Source organism: Bhargavaea cecembensis DSE10 (genome assembly GCF_000348905.1).
In the GTDB taxonomy this organism is placed as follows: domain Bacteria; phylum Bacillota; class Bacilli; order Bacillales_A; family Planococcaceae; genus Bhargavaea; species Bhargavaea cecembensis.
This window is the reverse complement of sequence record NZ_AOFT01000004.1, coordinates 186,672-202,801: the sequence shown is the minus strand read 5'-3', so window position 1 is coordinate 202,801 and position 16,130 is coordinate 186,672. Positions and strand designations below refer to the sequence as shown.

Below are 16,130 nucleotides of genomic sequence, written 5' to 3'. Positions count from 1 at the left end.
GCGTTTTGAATGGAGTGTAAAGCAGATGAAGAAGCTGATGAACGATCCTAGATATGTAGTGGAAGAAATGATCGAGGGATATGTAAAAGCCCATCCGGATTACATCCGGCAGCTGCCGGAAAATGACCGCGCGCTTGTTACGGCGAAGGAAACGCGGGAAGGCAAGGTCGGCGTCCTGATCGGCGGCGGTTCCGGCCATGAACCCGGTTTCCTGGGCTACGTCGGGCAGGGGATGGCCGACGGGGTTGCGGTCGGCAATATCTTCGCCTCGCCTTCCCCGGACCCGATCTTGGAAGTGACAAAAGCGATCGACAAAGGCGCCGGTGTCGTGTATCTTTACGGAAACTACGCGGGAGATATCATGAACTTCGGCATGGCTGCAGAAATGGCCGACCTGGAAGAGGATATCCGTGTAGAGACGGCGATTGCAAGCGATGACGTCGCCTCCGCTCCTAAAGATGAAAAAGAAAAGCGCCGCGGAATCGCCGGTGAGTTCTTCATCTACAAAGCGGCCGGTGCGGCGGCAGACTTCGGGTACGACCTGGATGAAGTCGTCCGTGTGGCCAAAAAAGCGAATGACAACACCCGCTCCATGGGGGTTGGCCTGAGCCCATGCGCATTGCCGCAGACGGGCGAGCCGAGCTTTGAAATCGGTGAAGGCGAGATGGAAATCGGGCTGGGCCACCACGGGGAGCCCGGCATCGAAAAAGGCCCGCTGGAAACGGCGGACCGGGTGGCCGACCGACTCGTGAATGACATCCTGGAAGACATCACGATTTCCCGCGGCGACCGTGTTGCCGTGCTGGTGAACGGTCTCGGCTCCACACCGCTCATGGAACAGTACATCGTTTTCCGGCGTGTGGAACAGATCCTGAGTGAAAAAGGCATCGAAATCTACCGCTCCTACGTGGGCAACTATATCACGTCCCTGGAAATGGGCGGCTTGTCGGTCACGCTCATGAAGCTGGATGACGAATTGGCGAAAACGATCGACCACCCTGTTGACTGCCCGATGTTTGTTCAGAAATAGGAGGAATACACCATGGTTTTGACAGCTCAAGACTTCAGAAACTATTTTAAGCAGATCGTTGAAATGATCGAGGAAGAGAAAGATTACCTGTGTGAACTGGACCGGAAACTCGGCGACGGCGACCACGGCGTCACGATGTCGATCGGCTGGCAGGCGGTCAACGAAAAGCTCGACAATGAACTGAGCCAGGAGGAAGACTGCTCGAAGGTCAGCATCGTCGCAGGCAAGACATTCCTGAGCGCGGTCGGCTCTTCCGTGGGCCCGCTTTACGCAACCGGTTTTATGCGCGGAGCAAAAGAGATCAAAGGCCAGACCGAAGTGAACGAAGAGGACCTCGTGAACTATTGGGTCGCATTCGGCAAGGGCATTAAAGAAAGAGGGCAGGCGGAAGTCGGCGACAAGACGATGGTCGACACGCTCGAACCGTTTTTCCGTACCCTTGAAGAGGAATATGCATCTTCCCGTGACTTCAGCGAATCGTTCAGCCGGGCGGTGGACGCGGCAAAAGCGGGCATGGAATCGACCAAGGACCTTCTCTCAAAGCGCGGGCGCTCGAGCCGGCTGGGTGACCGTTCCATCGGCGCGCAGGACCCGGGTGCGACTTCCGCTTACCTGATCGTCTCGAAATTCCAGGAGTATCTCCAGGGCGAACTCGCTCAGGCAAAATGAAAATAATGGAGCCGGATCATCAGGCTCCTTTTTCTTTTAACCATAAGCGCAGAAAACGAAAGAAAAAAGAAATCTAAAACGAAAACAAACAAAAGGTAATTAAACTGGAGGACATACAACATGAAAATCGGCATCGGTTCAGACCACAATGCATTTCAACTAAAAGAGATCATCAAGGAATTCCTCGCAGACACTGAGCATGAAGTCGTCGACTTTGGTTGCCATTCCACTTCTGCGGTCGACTATCCGGATGTGGCGTTTGAGTTGTCCCAGTCGATCAGCCGGGGTGAGGTTGAGCGCGGCATTCTGCTTTGCGGCACCGGCATCGGGGTGTGCATCGCGGCAAATAAATATCCGGGCATCCGCGCGGCGCTTGCGCATGACGTCTACTCCGCAGAACGGGCACAGCTCAGCAACAATGCCCAGATCATCACGCTGGGCTCGCAGATTATCGGGCCGGAAGCTGCGAAAAAAGTGGTGAATGCCTACCTGAGTGTCAGCTGGGCGGAAGGCTCGAAGCGCAAAGTGGACAAAATCATCGAAAAAGAACAGGAATTCCTGAATGACAACTACAAAGAAGCCGTCAGCAGCGGCAGCTGCGGAGCCAACTGAATGATAGCGGAGAAAAGGGCGGATTCCATGCAGGCACTCGTGCTGGACTTTCTTCGGGTAACAGAAAAAGCGGCCATCGAAGCGCTGCCATGGGTGGGAAGCGGCGACAAAATCGCCGCAGATGCGGCTGCTACGAATGAAATGCGCAAACAGCTGAACCGGCTGGAGATGAAAGGGACCATCGTCATCGGCGAAGGGGAGATTGACGAAGCCCCGATGCTTTATATCGGAGAAACGCTGGGGAAGGCAAGTTCCCCGGAAATCGACATCGCCGTCGATCCGATCGAAGGGACAACGCCTGCCGTGAACGGGCAGAACAACTCCCTTGCGGTAATCGCCGCGGCGCCGAAGGGAACCCTCCTGCATGCACCAGATATGTATATGAAGAAAATTGCAGTGGGTCCTGAAGCGAAAGGGAAGATCGACCTGGATGCCCCGCTTGAAGAAACGCTTGAAGCCGTGGCCAAAGCCCGCGGCAAGCGGGTCAACGAGCTGACGGTCATGATTCAGGACCGGCCGAGGCACCGGGAAGCGATTGAACAGATCCGCAGCACCGGCGCCCGTGTGAACCTGTTCCAGGACGGCGATGTGATTTCGGCTGTCGCCACCTGCATCAGTTATCTGAATGTAGACATGTTCTATGGCATCGGAGGGGCTCCCGAAGGCGTACTCGCCGCGACCGCCATCCGTTCGCTTGGCGGAGAGATGCAGGCAAAGCTCATGCCCCGAAACGAGGACGAGAAAAAGCGATGCAGCACCATGGGCGTCGACACGGACCGGGTCCTGCAGCACGATGAACTGGTCTCCACCGATGAATGCCTGTTTATCGCAACCGGGATCACCGACAACCTGCTGGTGAACGGCATTGAGAAGATGAATGGAAAATATGCCGTGAATTCGATGGTTGTAACGGGTGTTGACTGCGAAGTCCGTTACATGAGAAGCATCCATGCATTGGATCCTGTTGTCTTATAAGAGTTGTACCGGATCCAAGGTATCATTGAAGGGGCATAGGGCTGTCCGAGTATTAAAGTGAAAATAGCAAACGGCACGGACTCTGGTCTTGCCTGCGGCCGGCGCCGAGCTCCGCATAAAGCGGATCTCGGCAGCCCGGCTTTTCCTGCAGGTGTCTCCCGGCGTCCGTGCCGTTTGTCATATGATGGGCAGATCTTGAGTTTTTGGACAACTCTATCCTTTGAACTCTGCAGCAGTCCGGTGAGTCGGGCAGTGAAAAACAAAGGAAAGGAATGAAGGCGGATGAGCTATCTGATTGGCGTCGATATCGGGACGCAGGGCACTAAGGCCGTGCTGGTCGATGAAAAAGGAACGGTACTCGCACACAGCTACAAAGGTTACGAAGTGGAAACCCCGCACCACTCCTGGGCCGAACAATGGCCGGATGTGTGGGAACAAGCAGCCTATGAGACAATTTCCCGGGTCGTGGCAGAGTCCGGCACCGATCCGAAGAATATAAAAGGAATCGCCGTCAGCAGTCTGTATGGCGGCTCAGGCATACCGGTCAATGACCGGATGGAACCTGTCGGGCCCTGCATCATCTGGATGGACCGCCGGGCTGAGGCCGAGACGGAATGGGTCCGGGAAAATATTGATCAGGACGAACTGTTTGCGGTCACCGGCAATTCCGTCAACTCGTATTTCGGATTCACCAAAATCCTCTGGTACAAAAACAACCGGCCCGACATCTGGAACAAAATCAGCCACTTTGTTCCACCATGTTCCTATGTCGTCCATAAACTGACGAATACACTCGCGGTGGATTATTCGTCGGCGGGTAATATCGGAGGCGTCTTTGATATCCGGAAAAAGAATTGGTCTGTGGATCTGATGGAGAAGATGGGCATCCCGCCATCCTTCATGCCGGAGCTGCTGGTGGCGTCCACTGAAGTTGCCGGGCATGTAACGGAAGAGGCGGCAAAACGCACAGGGCTTGCTGCCGGGACGCCTGTGGTCATCGGGGGAGTCGACGCCCCGGTTGCCACGCTCGGTGCCGGAGCATTGGAAGAAGGCAACCATGTCGCGATGCTCGGAACGTCGATGTGCTGGGGCTTTGTCACCGACCGGGCCAATTTGTCACCCGATCTGGTGAGCATGCCCCATGTACTGAATCCGGAAGAAAAAATCTACACGTTCGGCGGCGCCTCCACGGCAGGCGCGATTGCCAGCTGGTTTAAAAACACATTGGGACAGAGCGAAATGATGGCTGCCGAACTGACCGGCATCAATCCGTATACATTATTGGACACAGAAGCGATAAACGTTCCGGCGGGATCAAACGGTCTGCTCGTCCTCCCTTATTTCATGGGAGAGCGGAGCCCCATCTGGGACAGCGACGCAAGGGGAGCGGTCATCGGCCTGACGTTGCTGCATACGAAAGCGGATCTCTACAAGGCCTTTATGGAAAGCGTCGCCTACGCCCTCCGCCATAATATGGAGGAAGTGCACGGCACAGGAGTCCTTCTGGACAGGGAGCTCACGATTGTTGGCGGTGTGTCCAAATCCCTCGTCTGGCCGCAGATTATTGCGGATGTGACAGGACGTCCGGTCAGGGTGATCAAGGATGATGTGGAAGCTCCCCTGGCGGACGCCCTGCTCGCCGGAATCGCCACCCGGACTCTCACCGGTGCCAACGCCGTCAGTGATTGGCTTGAATTCGGGCCGGTCATCGAGCCGGATTCAGCCAACCATACGGTCTACAACGAGTACTACCGGCAGTACCTGAACCTGTACCAGAACCTTAAAGGGTCGCTTCATGATATTGCGGAGCTTCAGCGGACGGGGCGCTGAAGGATCGGAGATCTTCAACTTCCGCTATTGGTAGTGAATCCCTACCATGCTGTCCGGAATCGCTACCAACCGGATAGCGAATTCCCACCAACAGGGTCCTGAATCATCACCAATGCCGGCTGAATAACTACCTAATAGAAAGGGAATGGAGCGCCGGCTCCAATCCCTTCTTTTTGGTTTCATGAATGGAAGGTTGTCCCGGCGTCGAGAGGGCTGGTGGGGCCGAGTGCTCTTATTTCCGGCGCGAGTGCCCCTTTTCGCCGGGCCAGTGCCCCTTTCTACTTGGCGAGTGCTCCTGATTCCTCCGCTGGTGCCTCTTTTCCTCCGCGAGTGCTCTCCCGCGGCGTTAAAAAGACCTCCCACACAAAGAAAAAAGCAGCCGGGCCGGCTGCTTTCCTCTTAAAATGAAGAGGCATGGTGGGAATGGCGGCGGGGGCCGAGTGCTACTAATCCCGGCGCGAGTGCCTCTTTTCGCCGGGCCAGTGCTTTTTTTCTCCGCGGGTGCCTCTTCTCATGCTCTTTTTCTTCCGTGATCACCAGCGCCGCTCCGAATGGGGAAGACACGCACCGATCAGAAATCGAGCAGGCGGGATGTCCTCCGCCTGCTTAATGGATTCAAATCACTATATAGCTTGTTTCGGTACATACTTAAAGTTATTCCATTGAAGCCACAAAGTCATTAACTGTCCTAACAACCTTTGGTACACCAAGTGTACGTTGGGTCCGTTTAAATGTTTCTAAGTCCCTGGAACCATAAACACCCAAGCTTAATTTGGGGTTGCGTCCCCGGATTTCTCTAAATGCATCCTTTGCGGCTTGGCTGGTGGGCAATTCGAGAACAACCACCGATGATTTAGTATCTGCCTTATTTGAACAAATAAAGATTTTACCCATATTAAGATTCACTCCTCCCGTTCATAACCGAAAGTCATTGAATAAGCTTTTTCGTATAGATAGTCTTCATAAGACTTAATTTCACTGTCTTCGGGCGGAACTGGAAGTTTCTTCAGCCAGTCACGCAACTCTACAGCATATGCAATTAGTTTGTCGCGTTCTTCGGCTTTATACACATTTCCATGTAGATAATCATTCAACAATGCATCCGTTCGTGTCCAAAATTGAATTTCGATTGGGAAGGCATTGTTCTGATGATTTCTTACATAGACGTGAAACCCTTTATATCCATCATTTTGTGCTTTTCCGCCACTTTGATCATGTATTCTGCATGAAAGGTCATTAGGACAATTCTTTATAAATTCTTCGGCAATCGAAAGCAAATCATCTGATTTAGTTTTGATAATGAAACGAAATCCAATCACATCATTACATATTTTATAGAGCTGACGTGTTTCGGACTGGGCTTTCAATTTAGTGGTCAGGGAGTCGTCCTGTTTGAACCGGAATAAGAAGTCTGTGTCTGTATAAATACTATTAAATTCTTCCTCAAGAGAAGTAAATAAGTCTAGGAACTCGAAGATGACGTCATCCTTTGCTTGAATGATTGAAGAGACCAAATCATCTTCTATAACCTTATGCTTTTTTGCAAAGTTAATAGTGGTTTGGTTAGTTTTATAAGAGGTTACAATTGCTTCCCATAATATATGAAATGGCAGCACATTGAACACCCCGTTGAGTTGTTATGATTATTATATCATTTAATTGTCTAGGAAGCACTTGTAGGTTGTGTTTACAGTGAAAAAGGGATTGGAGCGCCGGCTCCAATCCCTTTTTCTTGGTCGCATGAATGAAAGGCTGTCCCGGCTTCTAGGGGGGACGGTGGGTATGGCAGCGGGGGCCGAGTGCCGAGTGCTTCTATTCGCGGCGCGAGTGCCTCTTTTCGCCAGACCAGTGCCCCTTTCCAATCTGCGAGTGCCCTTTATCTCACTCCGCCAATGCCTCTTTTCGCCTCATGTTTGTATTCCTTCCAAAAACGCCAGTGCCGCTCCGACAAACAGCCTCACGCCGATATCCAGCGCTTCCTCATCCATCTCAAACTTCGGATGGTGATGGGGGTAGGTGATGCCTTTTTCCGCATTGCCTGCCCCGATCAGGATAAAGCAGCCGGGAGCTTCCTGCTGGTAGCGGGAGAAGTCTTCGCTGATCATCATCGGGTTCAGCCGAAGAAGGGCATCTGCCCCAAGTGTGTCCGTGATGGTCGTTTCCATCAGCCCGGTGATGTTCTCCTCGTTCATGACAGGGCGGTAGCCGTATTCATAATCGAGTTCATACATCGCGCCATGCGCGTCCGTGACGCCCTTGATGATCCGTTCCATCTGCTTGGGAACCTGCTTCCGCACGTCTTCATTAAAGGAGCGGACGGAGCCGGTGATTTCGGCGGTGTCAGGAATGATGCTGTGGGACGTGCCGGCTGTGAATTTGGTGACGGAGACGACGAGTGTTTCAAACGGGTCAGTCTGCCGCGACAGAATGTGCTGCAGGTTGCCGACTACCTGGGTGCCGATGGCAAGCGCATCGACCGTCTCATGGGGAACAGCGGAATGGCCGCCGCGCCCGTTGATCCGGATGCGGAAAATATCGGCGGCCGCCATAAGCGGACCGCTTTTCGTGAACACCTTTCCTGTCTCAATCGGTGCCCACAGGTGGGCACCGATGACGGCGTCCACGTTCTCCATGACGCCGACTTGGACCAGTTCATCGGCTCCGCCCGGCAGCTGTTCCTCACCGTGCTGGAAGATGAACCGGATTTCTCCATTCAAATCGTCCTTCATGCCGGCCAAGATGTTGGCCGTGCCGAGCAGCATGGCGGTGTGCCCGTCGTGTCCGCAGGCGTGCATGTTGCCGGGATGGATCGATTTGTATTTGACCTCGTTTTCCTCCTGGATCGGCAGGGCGTCCATGTCGGCACGGATGGCAAGCGTCTTTCCGGGTTTGCTGCCGATCAGCCGGGCCAGCACGCTTGTCGGAGTGGGGCGGGTTACCTCCAGGCCGGAAAACGTCTTGAGCGTCTCCTCGACAAAGCGGGCAGTCTCGTGCTCTTCGAATGACAGCTCGGGGTACTGGTGCAGGTGCCTGCGCCAGCCGATCACTTTCTGACGGATCCGGTCTGCGGCATGATCGATCGTGTCCCGTGTGACCATTACGCTCGGCCTCCTGCCTGCAGGGCAGGGGTGCGGACGATTGCCCGGGTCGCCTCGAGGAACCGGTCGATTTCAAACTCGGTATTATATGGCGCGAGTCCCGCACGGATCCAGCAACCCGAATCGTGCACGCCGGCCCGCTCGGCAAGGCGGGTGGCATAAAAGTGCCCGTCCGCCACGAAGATGGAATACTCATCAGCCATCCGCCGGCTGAACTCGGCAGGGGACAGACCGTCTGCGGTAAACGCGAAAGTGGGCGTTTTGGCGACCGTGTCGGGTGCCTGGTAGAGGCAGATGCCATCAATGGCAGCGAGCTCTTTCCGAATTTTATCGGCAAGGGCATTTTCGTGTTCCTCGATTCTGCGGTAGCCGTCGAGGATCCGTTCGCGCCGGGTGTTGCCTGTCCCCAGACTTTCAATAAACCCGATAGATGCTTGGACCCCAGAGATGCCGGCAAAGTTCTGGGTGCCGGTCTGAAGGTTATCCGGATAATGGGCATCGGACGGCGCGACCTTATAGGGCTTCAGTTCCTTGAAGACGGATGAGCGGATGACGGCCATCCCGATATGCGGCCCGAAGAACTTGTAGGCGGAGAATAGCAGGAAGTCCGCGTCGAGTTCCTCTCGGTCGATGGCGAAGTGGGGCACCGCGTGGACGGCATCGACCGCAATGAGCGCGCCGGCTTCTCTTGCCTTCTTGATGATCGGCCGGATATCCGGAATCGTTCCGACGGCATTGGATGCAAGCGTCACGGCCAAGAGCCGTGTGCGGCTGCTGATGAGCTTGTCCAGATCGGACAGATCCAGCGTGAGCGTTTCGCTGTCCACAGGAATCCAGTTCACCTTCACGCCTTTGTCCTCAGCCGCTGACAGCCATGGGTCGATGTTCGCCGGATGATCTATCTCGGTCAGGACAATCTCATCGCCCGGCTTCCAATCCCTGCTTAATGCCCGGGCGATCGAAAAGGCAAGCGAGGTGGCATTTTGCCCGAACGCGACTTCGTCCGGCTGTGCATTCACCAGGTCCGCCACGGCTTCCCGGCTTTCCCGGATCATCGCCTCCGTCTCCCGGCTCGTCGGGAACTGGCCGTGCAGATTGGCATTGCCGTTTGTCATATACGCGATCATCGCATCCATCGCGCCCTTTACGACCTGGGAACCTCCGGGGCCGTCCAGGAACACGACGGGCTTGCCATTATACGTCCGCCCGAGGGCCGGAAACTGCTTTCGTATCTCATCAATCGGATATGCTGTCATGTGCGTGCGCCTCCTGTTTGATAAAAAATGACCGGTAGGAGCGGCCCGGTTGCAGAGGTGGTCATGCTGTTGGTCCGCCTTGCCGGTTACCGAACACTTTCGATAAAGGGCGGGGGAAGTCCTGTTTTGAGGGAATGGTATGCATTATCGCTTCGTTCATGGGAGTTTTGTCGTTATTTGTCTAAAAGAAACCATTGTAAGGTTTTGCAAGCAGGAGTAGAATATACTTATTAAATTTACATTATATTGAATATGTGTAGTCGGGTGTTCTTCTTTGCACAGGGGGTATGACAGGATGACGGGGCGGTTCAGTATCATCGAAACAGGTTGGCGGGACGATGGACTTTTCATTGTGATCCTGGGCGGAGAAACAAGGGCGCTGCTGGAAAGCGAGAGCGCCCATGAATTTGCCCGTATCCTAGCGGAGAGAAGGCGATGCAAAAAGCCAGTGAAGGCCGAGGCGGTCATGGCGGATTCAGGCAAGCCAACTTTTCGGCGGACGTTCTGCTTTACTGAATGACCATGAGTTCCAGGGGGGCTTGTCTGATGATGAAAAAAATGGTTTTGCTCCCTTGTTATATGGGAATAGAATGGTTAGAAAGTACCACCATGGAGGTAACGCCGAGATTGGAACATTCCGCCGAATACCAGATGTTTTCCTATGAACTTTTGCGATTATATATAGATTTGGAACAGTGCCAGGATGCTGAACTGCAACTGAAGATCGTCGAGGACATTGAATTACTTGAGCACGCCATCAGCGCATTGCAATGATCGTTTTAAGACGGTCTTTTTTTCTGCCCGAATGTGTTCAGACAAAGAGAAAATCGAAAAAGGGGACGGCGGGTATGGACATGGCGTATCAGGCACTACAAGGACCTTGCGGACAAAAGTTGATCATGCTGGAAAAAGAGCTTCAGAGACTCCGGGAACTCGTTTACATGGATGCACTGACGGGCTTGCTGAACTACCGGGCATTCAAGGAAGAGATGCAGAAGCGGCTCGACACGGGTAAAGCATTTGGACTTCTCTATCTTGATTTGGACCGGTTCAAGCAAGTAAATGACCAATTTGGCCATCTTGCCGGTGACCGGCTGCTCAGGGAGGTTGCTTCAGTCCTTGAAATAGCGGCCGGGCTGGATGCCCAAGTGTACCGGCTCGGAGGCGACGAGTTCGCATTGATCGCCGACACTGGACAGGATATCGAAACGGTTCATGAACGTATCCTTCTTGGATTCGAACAAGAGGATAAACTGAAAATCGGCGACCTTCGTATTGGCGTTTCGATCGGCTCCGCAAAGTTTCCGGAAGACGGGCGGACCTATGAAGAACTCCTCGGATTGGCGGATTGCTGTATGTATGCGGACAAACACCGGAGGAAAGCAGACCATTTCGTATAAATTAGTAAACTGATCAGGCGGCGCTCCTCGGAGTGCCGCTTTTTGAATGCTTCTATATTGCCGGTTAAAATTCTTACCGAATCCGCATAATAAAGCCAAAATGACAAATTGGAGGCGAGCAGCCTATGACCACTCCGCAACCGGTCTGCGTTGAATGCGGAAAAGAATTTGACCCCGGCCAGTCTTCTGAACCCGACCGCTGTGCCGACTGCATCACACCGGACGAAGAAACCAATCCGACAGGCGGACCAAGCACCTATGTCGAAGATCCGCATGACACCCAGCCGCCCGATCCGTACGATCCGAATCCCGATGATCTGGAGCCGAAGGATTATGAGGAGGACGTGGAGTAAGAGCATCCAAACGAAAACAGGAGGAGAAAACGCTGGCCGTTTTCTCCTCCTGTTTAATTTAACCTATTCCACCATCTCCCAAAACTGCTCCGCCGCCCTGGATGTCGGGGCGGCTTTTAATTTCATCAGGACCGGTTTTACCTGGAATTCGATTTGAGGGAGTTCATAAATGTTCAGGTTATCAAAGAATGGGGAGGAGTAGTGCATCCTCGGAATGATTGAGATGCCGATTCCGCGGTTGACGAGGGAGACGATCAGCGGGATGTCTTTGCATTCCGCGATGATATTCGGCTCCAGGCCGAGGACGTCGAATGTGTTGATAACCTTGCTGTGGAAGGAGTAGCCTTCCATCGGGCCGAGCATGATGAACGGTAGCCGGGCGATTTCGTGGAAAGTCGGTTTTTCCGAAAGTGCCCCTGCCCATTGGTTCGGTGTAATAAGGATGGCCGGCTCGGTTTTCAAAGCTTTCGTTTCAAAGTTTTCAGTATCGGCAGGCATGAGGAGCAGAGCCAGATCGATTTTGCGCTGCATTAGCTGGATCAGCAATCCTTCGGAGTCCCCGGTGACGATGTCGAGTCTGATTTTCGGGAAGGCTTCCCTGAATTGTGCAATGTACCTGATCAGCAGATTGGAGCAGGCGGAGGAGACACCGATCCGCACGGTTCCAGCAGAGCCGGCTTCGATTTCGGTGATTTGCCGTTTCACGTCGTCCATTTCACTCAGCATCTGTTCCGCGTACTCATAGAGCAGCCGGCCGGATTCCGTCACTTCCCATTTCTGGCGATAGCGGTGAATCAGGACGGTCCCAAGCTCAGACTCGAGCTGTTTCAGCAGTTGGCTCAGCGGGGGCTGGGCGATGTTCAAGGCTTCTGCAGCTTTTGTGATATTCCCTTGCCTGACGATTTCCCTATAGTACTGCAGTTGGCGGATATCCATTTCAATCACTCCATCATATATTATTACATATCATATTAATCATAAATATATATTTTTCATATGACAATACTTCTGGTAGCATAGTCAATACAGTTCTAAAACAGAGAGGGATGTCATGCAACACATTAATGTAACCATGAAACGACTGCTTTTGTACGTAGTCGGGCTGTTTTTCCTTTCACTCGGCGTCAGTTTTTCCATTCAGGCCAATCTGGGTGTTTCGCCGGTCTCGTCGCTCGCCTACGCATTTTCACTTTCGGCCGGTTTTTCGGTCGGCATGATGACCATCGCAGCGAATATGCTGTTTATTGTTCTTCAGGTTGTGCTCAGCAAACGATTGATTGTCAGGGAAGCCATCGTTCAGCTGATCATCGCCTTTTTATTCGGCTTCTTTATGGACTTCACCCTTTATCTCCTCCAAGTTTTCCCCGCTCCGGAAACCATGGCGATGCGCGTTCTGTTCCTGATTATCAGTTTGTTTGTGGTTGCTGTCGGCCTGCTCGGGTACACGAGCGTGAAATTCCCGCTTATGCCCTATGATGAACTGACGGCCGTGATTGCCGAGAAAATAAAATGGCCTGTCGGACAGGCCAAGATCACCAGTGACCTGCTGAACGTCGTGGCAGCCGGACTGGTTTGCCTCATTTCGATCGGCTCACTTGGAGCCATCGGTATCGGCACGGTCATTGCGGCTTATTTTATCGGCAAGATTCTTGGCGTGCTGATCCGGCACTTCCGGGAACCGTTGCTGAAGTGGGTATACCGGAATCATCCGGAACTGCAGAAAGACACGATCGCCATCCAGGCGGAAAATGCCGTTCTGAAAGAAGAAGTGACTCATCAAAATGCGATGCAGAAAAAAGTGTCATCATCAGAAGATGTCCAATCATTATCGTGAGAATCCACGGTGTGCCAAGGCATGCCGTGCTTTTTTAAACTATTTTCCATCACATGGGTCATGATAAGTATTTGCAAATAAGTATCGGAAATATGGAAAAGAGGCTGTCCAATAAGTCATTAACGCGATAAAAACAGCAAACGGCACGGACTCTGGTCGCTTACCGCGGGCCGGCGCCGAGCCCCGCGTAAAGCGGGTCTCGACAGCCCGGCTTTTCCCGCAGGTGTCTCCCGGCGTCCGTGCCGTTTGCTATATCATGTGCTGAATATGAGTTTTCGGACAGCCCCTTTTCTTTTTTACTCTTATATCGACTGTCCGGAAGCGGCGATTGATTTGCTGATGTCCTTGGCTGTTTCCCTCAGCAATTCCAGATAGGACCCTCTCAGTTCTTCTCTGCCGACGCGTCCAGCATGCGCCGAACAGTTGATGGCGGCGATGACTTTGCCGTCCACCCGGATCGGGACGGCGATGGAGCGCAGTCCTTCTTCCAGCTGCTGGTCCACTCCGGCCCATCCGCGTTTCCTGACTTCCTGCAGTTCGGCCTTCAGGGATTCCCGGTCGGTAATAGTGTTTGAAGTGAAGCCTTCGAGCGGAATGTCATTCAGAAGTGGCTCGAGTTTTTCCTCCGGCTGATGGGCCAGGAGGATATGACCCATAGAGGTTGCATAGGCCGGAAGCCGGGAACCGACGTCCAGGTTGATCCGCATGATCCGCTTGGCCTGGACACGGGCTACGTAAACAATTTCGTTTCCGTCCAGGACGGAGATGGAACAGGATTCGCCGGTTTTGTCCGTGAATTCCCGCATGAACGGCTGGGCGAGGGACCAGACGTTTTTCGAGGACAGATAGGCATATCCGAGAGTGAGTGTACGTGCGGTCAGCGAGTAAATGCCATTCACAGACTCTGCGAAGCCGAGCGCCTCCAGTGTCAGAAGGATCCTCCTCACGGCCGGGCGCGACAGATTTGTCGCGGCCGCAGCCTGGCTCACCGTAAGCTGAGGAGTCTCTGCGGAAAAGGCTTGTATGACCATCAGCCCACGCTCAAGGGACTGGATAAAATCTTTGCTTTCTCTAAAATTCAAATTATTTGTTGACAAACCTAGTGACTCCTTTCTATACTTAGAACAAAGTTGTACGGTAAACGTTTTCTTGTACGTATATCGTACAACGAAGTGCTTGCTATTGCAAGCGCTTGCCGGCAATCCGTCGGCTCGCTATTGCAAGCGCTTTTAATGTAAATCCGGTAATTTAGTGTAAGTCTGCTGTGGTCCTTAAGCATCCTACTAGTAATCATCAAAGGAGAGATTGAAATGGCAAATACAACTGAAACTGCAATCAACAACCGTGTCGTCGAGGTATACGATCTATTTGTTAAACACATGCAAGAGTTTCTGGCGGAAGCCAACCTGAACCACGAAGAGTATACGAACTTCGTCAACTGGGCGGACCGCCTCGGACGCTCCGGCGAGATCCCGCTCTACCTGGATGTGTTTGTTGAGACCTATGTCCTTCAGGCGAAGTACAAAGATCTTCCGGGCACGGAGCCTTCCCTCCTCGGGCCTTACTGGACAGAAGGTTCGCCGCTCGTCGAAGGCAAGCCGGCGAAAATCAACATGCGGGATGATGAGCCGGGCGAAAAGCTGCGCTTCAAGGGCAATGTCTCCGATGTAAACGGCAAGAAATTGGCCAACACGAAGGTTGAGTGGTGGCAGGATGATGCAAGCGGTTACTATTCCAACTTTGACTCGGACGCACCGGACTTCAACCTCCGCAGCCATTTCTACACTGACGAAAACGGCGACTTCGAAGTTGAGTCGATCCTGCCGATTCCTTATTCGATCCCGACTGACGGCCCGACAGGTGAGTTCACGCGTGCAGCAGGCTACCATTCCTTCCGCCCGGCTCACATCCACATGAAGTTTGAGCAAGAAGGCTATGAAACGCTCATCACGCAAGTCTTCTTCGAAGGCGACGAGTGGCTTGAAACAGACGTTGCAAAAGGCGTCCGCCAATCCCTCATGACGAAGCTCGTTGATAAAGGGGATTACAAAGAAGCAGAACTGGGCTTCGTGCTCCGCTTCGAAAACTAATCAGAACAGGAAAGGGGACATTCAGCCGGATGCCCTCTTTCTTTTAGCCTCATTGGTACGCTATGCGATTTAGTGTACAATATACGTACAATGGAGAAGGGGTGAAGGAATGCAATTTTATCAGGTGAATGTGAACGGGAATGCTATCCAGGTGGCGGACCACCCGGGCGAAAAAGGGACGATCATCGCAATCCACGGCCTCACGGGCAATCATCGGAACCTTCATTACTATATAGAACGGTTCAAAGGTGACTATCGGATTATCGCGGTCGACCTAAGGGGGCGCGGTAACTCCGCAGCTCTTGATCAGGAGCCATCGATCTTCAAGCATGCGGACGACATCATCGGGCTGATCAAAGAACTGGAGATCGAGAACCCGATTCTGATGGGCTATTCGATGGGAGCGTTTATTTCGGCGATTGTCGCGAGCCGCCTGGACTCTGTGAAAGGCGTCATTCTGCTTGACGGTGCCGCTGAAATGTCCGAGCACCAGCGGGGCATCGTTGAACCTTCCCTTGGCCGAATCAGCAAGGCATATGATTCGCAGGAAGCATACGTGGCGGAAATCCAGAGAATCTACGGGAATCTCGGGATTACCTGGTCCGACGAGATTGCCAAGACGGCTGCCTATGAGGTTGGCGAGAAGGGCGGCCACTGGGAAAACAAGACTGACGAGGCCGGCATCCGTGCTGATTTCGGCAGCTTCTATACCTTCGATCCTGAGGAAATCGGTTCGACGATCAGCTGCCCGGTGCTGCTCGTCTACGCATCCGGCGCCATCGGACAGATGCCGCCGCTATTCCTGGAAGCGCATTACGACAAGACCAAAGCAGCCATCCGGGATCTGGACGTGACCGAGACCGATGCGAACCATTACACGCTTGTGTTCGAAGACCGTCCGGAAGTGAATCAGGCGATCGAAACGTTTTTGGGAAAATTGGGAGGCGCATAAGCGTATCTCTTTCTGTGGTTTAAAATGGAGG

17 protein-coding genes and 1 pseudogene are annotated in these 16,130 nt (G+C 53.2%); 12 read left to right on the top strand and 6 right to left on the bottom strand.

Annotated features, from left to right (window positions below; translation table 11 throughout):
- Positions 1-25: 25 nt before the first annotated feature.
- The 5 genes from C772_RS05740 to C772_RS05720 all read left to right on the top strand — a co-directional run bounded on the left by C772_RS05740 (position 26) and on the right by C772_RS05720 (position 5,116).
- Positions 26-1,030 (top strand): dihydroxyacetone kinase subunit DhaK, encoded by a 1,005-nt coding sequence (locus tag C772_RS05740; RefSeq protein ID WP_008298147.1) that lies wholly within the window; start codon positions 26-28, stop codon positions 1,028-1,030.
- A gap of 12 nt (positions 1,031-1,042) precedes the next feature.
- Positions 1,043-1,699, top strand: coding sequence for a dihydroxyacetone kinase subunit DhaL (gene dhaL / locus C772_RS05735; RefSeq protein WP_008298146.1), 657 nt, complete (start codon positions 1,043-1,045; stop codon positions 1,697-1,699).
- 120 nt (positions 1,700-1,819) lie between these two features.
- Positions 1,820-2,311: a ribose 5-phosphate isomerase B gene (rpiB, locus tag C772_RS05730; RefSeq protein ID WP_008298145.1), complete on the top strand. Its 492-nt coding sequence runs from the start codon at positions 1,820-1,822 to the stop codon at positions 2,309-2,311.
- On the top strand, positions 2,312-3,286 hold the full coding sequence (gene glpX, locus C772_RS05725) for a class II fructose-bisphosphatase (protein ID WP_008298144.1): 975 nt from the start codon (positions 2,312-2,314) through the stop codon (positions 3,284-3,286).
- Between the two features lie 282 nt (positions 3,287-3,568).
- Positions 3,569-5,116: an FGGY-family carbohydrate kinase gene (locus C772_RS05720; protein WP_008298143.1), complete on the top strand. Its 1,548-nt coding sequence runs from the start codon at positions 3,569-3,571 to the stop codon at positions 5,114-5,116.
- A gap of 654 nt (positions 5,117-5,770) precedes the next feature.
- Here the strand turns inward: C772_RS05720 and C772_RS16325 are convergent.
- From C772_RS16325 to C772_RS05705, 4 genes are all read right to left on the bottom strand, one after another.
- Positions 5,771-6,010, bottom strand: coding sequence for a hypothetical protein (locus C772_RS16325; RefSeq protein ID WP_008298142.1), 240 nt, complete (start codon positions 6,008-6,010; stop codon positions 5,771-5,773).
- An 8-nt stretch (positions 6,011-6,018) separates the two neighbouring features.
- On the bottom strand, positions 6,019-6,732 hold the full coding sequence (locus tag C772_RS16060) for a nucleotidyltransferase family protein (RefSeq protein WP_051059405.1): 714 nt from the start codon (positions 6,730-6,732) through the stop codon (positions 6,019-6,021).
- A gap of 291 nt (positions 6,733-7,023) precedes the next feature.
- Positions 7,024-8,214 carry an amidohydrolase gene (locus tag C772_RS05710; RefSeq protein ID WP_008298138.1) on the bottom strand — a complete coding sequence of 397 codons (1,191 nt, stop codon included), beginning with the start codon at positions 8,212-8,214 and terminating at the stop codon, positions 7,024-7,026.
- On the bottom strand, positions 8,214-9,470 hold the full coding sequence (locus C772_RS05705; protein WP_008298137.1) for a cysteine desulfurase-like protein: 1,257 nt from the start codon (positions 9,468-9,470) through the stop codon (positions 8,214-8,216). Before C772_RS05705 ends, C772_RS05710 begins: the two co-directional genes overlap by 1 nt.
- Positions 9,471-9,765: 295 nt before the next feature.
- Here C772_RS05705 and C772_RS05700 point away from each other — a divergent pair, with 295 nt between their 5' ends.
- The 4 genes from C772_RS05700 to C772_RS05685 all read left to right on the top strand — a co-directional run bounded on the left by C772_RS05700 (position 9,766) and on the right by C772_RS05685 (position 11,223).
- Positions 9,766-9,990, top strand: coding sequence for a hypothetical protein (locus tag C772_RS05700; protein ID WP_008298135.1), 225 nt, complete (start codon positions 9,766-9,768; stop codon positions 9,988-9,990).
- A gap of 26 nt (positions 9,991-10,016) precedes the next feature.
- Positions 10,017-10,244, top strand: a complete 228-nt coding sequence (locus tag C772_RS05695) for a hypothetical protein (protein WP_008298133.1) — start codon at positions 10,017-10,019, stop codon at positions 10,242-10,244.
- 74 nt (positions 10,245-10,318) lie between these two features.
- A complete protein-coding gene (locus C772_RS05690; RefSeq protein ID WP_051059404.1) occupies positions 10,319-10,870 on the top strand; it encodes a GGDEF domain-containing protein in 552 nt (183 codons plus the stop codon).
- A 125-nt stretch (positions 10,871-10,995) separates the two neighbouring features.
- Positions 10,996-11,223, top strand: a complete 228-nt coding sequence (locus C772_RS05685) for a hypothetical protein (protein WP_008298129.1) — start codon at positions 10,996-10,998, stop codon at positions 11,221-11,223.
- Between the two features lie 63 nt (positions 11,224-11,286).
- Here C772_RS05685 and C772_RS05680 read toward each other — a convergent pair whose 3' ends face one another.
- The gene (locus tag C772_RS05680) at positions 11,287-12,159 is read right to left on the bottom strand and encodes a LysR family transcriptional regulator (RefSeq protein ID WP_008298127.1); all 873 of its coding nucleotides are present in this window, start codon (positions 12,157-12,159) and stop codon (positions 11,287-11,289) included.
- 115 nt (positions 12,160-12,274) lie between these two features.
- Between C772_RS05680 and C772_RS05675 the strand changes: the two are divergent.
- A pseudogene (locus C772_RS05675) lies at positions 12,275-12,925 on the top strand (YczE/YyaS/YitT family protein); the annotation flags it as partial.
- A gap of 434 nt (positions 12,926-13,359) precedes the next feature.
- Here C772_RS05675 and C772_RS05670 read toward each other — a convergent pair.
- The gene (locus C772_RS05670; protein ID WP_008298124.1) at positions 13,360-14,154 is read right to left on the bottom strand and encodes an IclR family transcriptional regulator domain-containing protein; all 795 of its coding nucleotides are present in this window, start codon (positions 14,152-14,154) and stop codon (positions 13,360-13,362) included.
- 213 nt (positions 14,155-14,367) lie between these two features.
- Between C772_RS05670 and C772_RS05665 the strand changes: the two genes are divergently transcribed.
- Entirely contained in the window at positions 14,368-15,147 is a 780-nt protein-coding gene (locus tag C772_RS05665; RefSeq protein ID WP_008298122.1) for a dioxygenase family protein, read from the top strand.
- 109 nt (positions 15,148-15,256) lie between these two features.
- Positions 15,257-16,099 carry an alpha/beta fold hydrolase gene (locus C772_RS05660; RefSeq protein WP_008298120.1) on the top strand — a complete coding sequence of 281 codons (843 nt, stop codon included), beginning with the start codon at positions 15,257-15,259 and terminating at the stop codon, positions 16,097-16,099.
- Positions 16,100-16,130 lie beyond the last annotated feature (31 nt).